This is a genomic window from Mesorhizobium sp. M4A.F.Ca.ET.090.04.2.1 (genome assembly GCF_003999085.1).
Classification (GTDB): Bacteria; Pseudomonadota; Alphaproteobacteria; order Rhizobiales; family Rhizobiaceae; genus Mesorhizobium.
Genome location: NZ_RZOT01000520.1, coordinates 1 through 4,412, shown reverse-complemented (window position 1 = coordinate 4,412; position 4,412 = coordinate 1). Strand labels below are relative to the sequence as shown.

Annotated in this window: 2 protein-coding genes and 3 pseudogenes; 3 read left to right on the top strand and 2 right to left on the bottom strand. The window is 58.9% G+C overall.

Features of this window, described 5'->3' with window-relative positions; genetic code table 11:
* A pseudogene (locus EN781_RS34535) lies at positions 1 to 466 on the top strand (hypothetical protein); the annotation flags it as partial.
* 204 nt (positions 467 to 670) lie between these two features.
* The gene (locus EN781_RS34530; RefSeq protein WP_164746818.1) at positions 671 to 811 is read left to right on the top strand and encodes a hypothetical protein; all 141 of its coding nucleotides are present in this window, start codon (positions 671 to 673) and stop codon (positions 809 to 811) included.
* Between the two features lie 399 nt (positions 812 to 1,210).
* Here EN781_RS34530 and EN781_RS27125 read toward each other — a convergent pair whose 3' ends face one another.
* Positions 1,211 to 2,404: a TlpA disulfide reductase family protein gene (locus EN781_RS27125; protein ID WP_245460610.1), complete on the bottom strand. Its 1,194-nt coding sequence runs from the start codon at positions 2,402 to 2,404 to the stop codon at positions 1,211 to 1,213.
* 714 nt (positions 2,405 to 3,118) lie between these two features.
* Here EN781_RS27125 and EN781_RS27115 point away from each other — a divergent pair.
* Positions 3,119 to 3,440 (top strand): annotated as a pseudogene (locus EN781_RS27115) (hypothetical protein); the annotation flags it as partial.
* Here the strand turns inward: EN781_RS27115 and EN781_RS27110 are convergent.
* Positions 3,437 to 4,412, bottom strand: a pseudogene (locus EN781_RS27110) (aldehyde dehydrogenase family protein); the annotation flags it as partial. The pseudogenes EN781_RS27115 and EN781_RS27110 sit on opposite strands and share 4 nt — an antisense overlap.

Sequence of the window (4,412 nt, the reverse complement as noted above, 5' to 3'; positions counted from 1 at the left end):
CATCGAAAACGTCCTCGAGCGCAATTGCGCGCTCGCCAAGGAGCTGTACATCAACGTCACGCCGGCGTTGGTTCTCGGCGACGAAGTGATTTCAGGTGTGCTCAAGATTCACACGCTGGAACGCTTCATCGCCAAAGAGCGGGAAGAAGCTAAGCGTCGTGCCGGATCACAACTTCGGCATTTTGACAGCGTGGCGGCCGGTGCGATCCCGTTCTTTGGCCACGAGTGCCGCTTCTCGCGCCGGGCCAAATCTCTTATATGGCCCGGCAACGCGGTGCTAGCGTGCAAAGTCCTGCATTCAGCTCGCTTTCCTCAACTTGGCCGAACGCGATCGCACAGCTCGGGATCTATTCAGCCGGTCCTGGTGTTTCCGTTCCGCCATCGGCGTCTTTCACCGAAGCCTCGCCAGAAGATAGGCGGGAGGCGCGCCGACGCCTGCTTCAGATCGCGGCCGGCGCGACGATGATCGTCATGGGCTCTCGCCCCCCTGGGGTGATCGTACAAGTCCCGATTGTCAGAAGAATCTGTTGACGTGGACGCCTCGGCGCCAAGCTCGCGCCACCTGTCGACAGCGCGGCCCTTGGCGTGTTGGATAAAGCCGCAAAGCGGTTGCAAGAAATCCCGTTCGGATTGACGAAAATGACGGTGGCCGCACCCATGCACCTCGATCATGCCATTCAAGGCCGAGGCTCTGGTCGAGGTCACCTCATTGAGGATGACGGCGGCCGGAATTGCCTGGATCAAGCAGCCAACCGTGGTGCGCGACACCTCATTTATTGAATTGAGGGTGGCGCCGGTGTTCCGGCATTGAAGTCCTGATATCAATTGTGCGACAGGCTGCCTCATCGAACCGCTGGCGGAGGCAAGCGTGGGCTGCAGCACCAGATCACAGGCATGCCGCCAGCGAGGCCATCCCATGTGCTTAATGGCCATGCCGCCAAGATCGAATTCGCTACCCGCATGAAACCTTGGTGTGGTGGAGGTGTTGAGAGGCACCTGCGCTAGGCTGGCGAACGGTTAGAAGCGGGCAAAACCCGTAGCTCAGCTCATAGCCCGCCTAAACAAAGGCGGGCATCGTAGAAGGCCGCAGTCCTTCGGACTTAGGTCCAAAAGAGCGGCCCAGGTGATTTCGCAAGCCGGGCGGGGGTTTGCGCCGTTCGCATCAAGAGCTGTCCGCCCGGCCAATTCTGTCCCTCACATAAGCTGGCGGTCAGCCGCAAACGGTATACCAACTGTCGAATCGGCCATTGTTTGGAGCCGCACACAGAGCGCCGTAACAAACCTTCTCACCCTTGAAGTAGGCCAGGAACTGCAGCAAATGCGATATTTCGTCCTGTTCATCTTGGTCCCGGATACGCTCCGGACCGCCCTGCGATTTCAATGCCATCTCGATCAACTCGATCGCCCGATCTTTGTTGCCGCTCTCGTGATAGTACAGGGCTGCCAAACGATAAGGCAGGAGCTTACGTTTGTCGCTTTCCGGGGGATTCAGTGCCAGGATGTGTTCGGACAGCTGTTTTCCCATCGCCAAGCGCTCAGCAGACGGAAAGTGCGAATGGTCAAGGTTCGGAAAGAAGAGCTCGTCTAACGCCGCAACCATCCAATTCTCGGAGTTTCTGTTGATCGCGTCGCGAACGAATTGGCGCATGACGGGCAAGCCGACCTGCATGTCCTTCATTTTGTGAAGCAACAGATTCACATGAGAACGGCGGAAACCGAGGTTGTCCGGCATCAAGGCGATGCCTTCTTCGATCGCCGAGAGCGCCGTCTTCCAATCCTTTTTCTCCACCGCCGCCCGATATCTGTCCTTGATCGGCTTCTTCAGCGCTTGTTCGCGCGCTATGGGTTCGCCTTCCGCGATCCGCTCCGCATCGGCGGATTTTGCCTGATCGCTGGTGCGCCAGCTGCCGTTAAGCACCTTCGGCAAGACCTCATCGAGTTCCGTCGGTTCACCAATAAAGGCGATGCAGCCGTCTCGGTCGACCACGAAACTGGTGGGAATCCAGAAAGAAAAGCTGGGCTCCATCCAAAGCTTGTCCATTTCGCCTGTGGAGTCGAATGCGATCCGATAGTTCAGATTCGGGAACTTTTCCGTCAACCAAGCGTCCAACGTGCTTCGGGCCTCATCGGCCGTTGGAGCGCGTTCACTAGCCGCGACTCCTACGATCTCAACGCCGCTTTCCCTGTATTTCTCCTGCAGCTGCATCAGATGGGGCATCCCGTCCACACACGAACCGCACCAAGTTGCCCAAAATTCGACGATGTACACTTTGCCGGGCTCGAAGCTGGTGAGGGGCTCGCCACGCAGCCAGGTTTCCGCTTGAATCGAAGGAGCCGGGGACTCGATCTGCAACACCACGTTGTTCTCCAAAGCCGTTGTCAAAGGTTGTGAGATTTTCTGCACGAGCTTATTTCCCTCTCAGAGACGGCACACGGTTCAGGGGAGAGAACATCCTCGTCTGCTCCATTGCATACCGTCCTGCTGCAAGCGTTGCAAGGTCCATGCCAGCGGGCTCAGCGCGCAAGTGCATGAATATGCTTTGAAAAACCTCCGCAGTGCCCGGATGGCGGTTGGATTGAACCTGACAAGTTTCTGCCTTTGTCAGGTTTTGAACGCGCATTGCCCGTGTTTCGCGCCGCCAGAAAAGCGTGGCCCATCCGCACGATCCTGAAGCCCAAACCGTCGAACACGTGCGACACCGCCGCAATATGTCGTGCCATGCATCGATGCCAAGCGCCTCGGCGTTGAGCTCGCAGCACGCCAGAACATCATCGACGAGACGTTCAAGCTCGACCCGGGAACGGGAAAACGGCCCGAGGTTTGGCCTTGGTCGGGACGGCCGAACGGCAATATCGCCGAGAGGGAAAGACGCAGAAGAAGATCATCACACCCGGCGAGCCGAAAGTGTCGGCAAGCCATCGCAGAAGGCAGCAAACATGCAGGCCCAGACGTATCGCTGGGCGATCTGAGGGAGTGGCATACGTTGCGCGCCTGGTGCAGAAATTGCTCGCATCATGCCGAAGTAAGGTCGGCCGCGCTAATCCGCCGGTATGGCAAAGGCGCACTATTCAGCACGGTCGAGGGCACTTGGTTGCCCGGGAATTGACCGGCTCATCACTGGTCAGTGATAATGCCAGCCAGTTCATCTCGAACGCCATCCTCTCCTGCGCGGATCAGAACCGGTCGAATGGCATTCCATGCGCATGGCAAGCATCGCTATCGCCTGTGGCGCGCCGACTGCAACACCGCGCGGCCGCACTCCCAAATCGCCTGGCAGACACCGGCCAAGTTCGCCACCACCTTCAATCCGCGACGGTCGCTCGCGCTGCGCTATGCGAAAGGCTCCGCGCCAGCCCCCGTCGCTTCACCCGCCCAGCAGCGCACAACCCACGCCGGAAACGAACCCAAAACTGGAGAAACTCGGGGCGACGTCATTTAGATTCCACCCATGCAGAGGTACTTCATTTCGAGGTAGTCTTCGAGCCCGTGGCGGGAACCCTCCCGCCCGATGCCGGACTGCTTCATGCCGCCAAAGGGCGCCGCATCCGAAGACATACGCCCCGTATTGATGCCAATCATGCCATATTCCAATGCCTCGGCCACGCGCCAGACACGCCTCAGGTTCGAGGCATGGAAATAGGCGGCGAGCCCGTAAATCGTGTCGTTTGCCTCACAGACAACCTGATCCGCATCGTGGAAGCGGATGATCGGCGCCAACGGCCCGAAAGTCTCCTCTTGCGCAACCGCCATGATGCTGGAGATCTCGGTGAAGGCTGTGGGTTTGAAAAAGGTGCCATCCTTGCCGATACGTTTGGCCCCGCATCGATTATCCCACCCTTGGCAACGGCATCTGCGATGTGGGACTCGATCTTGGCCAAAGCATGCATGTCGATGAGTGGTCAGACGTCCACTCCCGGAGCGAAGCCGTCGCCAACCGATAAGTGCCGGACTTTCTCCACGAACTTCTCGACGAACTCATCGTGAACGCTCGATTGGACGTAAAGCCGGTTCGATGAAACGCAAGTCTGGCCGGCATTGCGGAACTTCGCCTGGATCGCGCCGTCAACGGCAGCGTCAATATCCGCGTCGTCGAAGACGATGAAGGGCGCATTGCCGCCGAGCTCGAGGCTGACCTTCTTGATCTGGTCCGAGCACTGGCGCATGAGCAGTCGGCCAACCTCAGTGGAGCCTGTATAGCTGATCTTTCGGACCTTGGCATTGGAGCAGAGTTCGCGGCCCCACGCGATCACCTTCGGACGCATAGACCAGGTTGACAACGCCGTCAGGAAAGCCGGCTTGCTGCGCGAGGGCAAATATTGCACCTGCCACGAGCGGCGTCTGTTCAGCAGGTTTGAGCACGATCGCGCAGCCCGCCGCCAGGGCCGGCGAGATCTTGCGCGCCACCATGGAG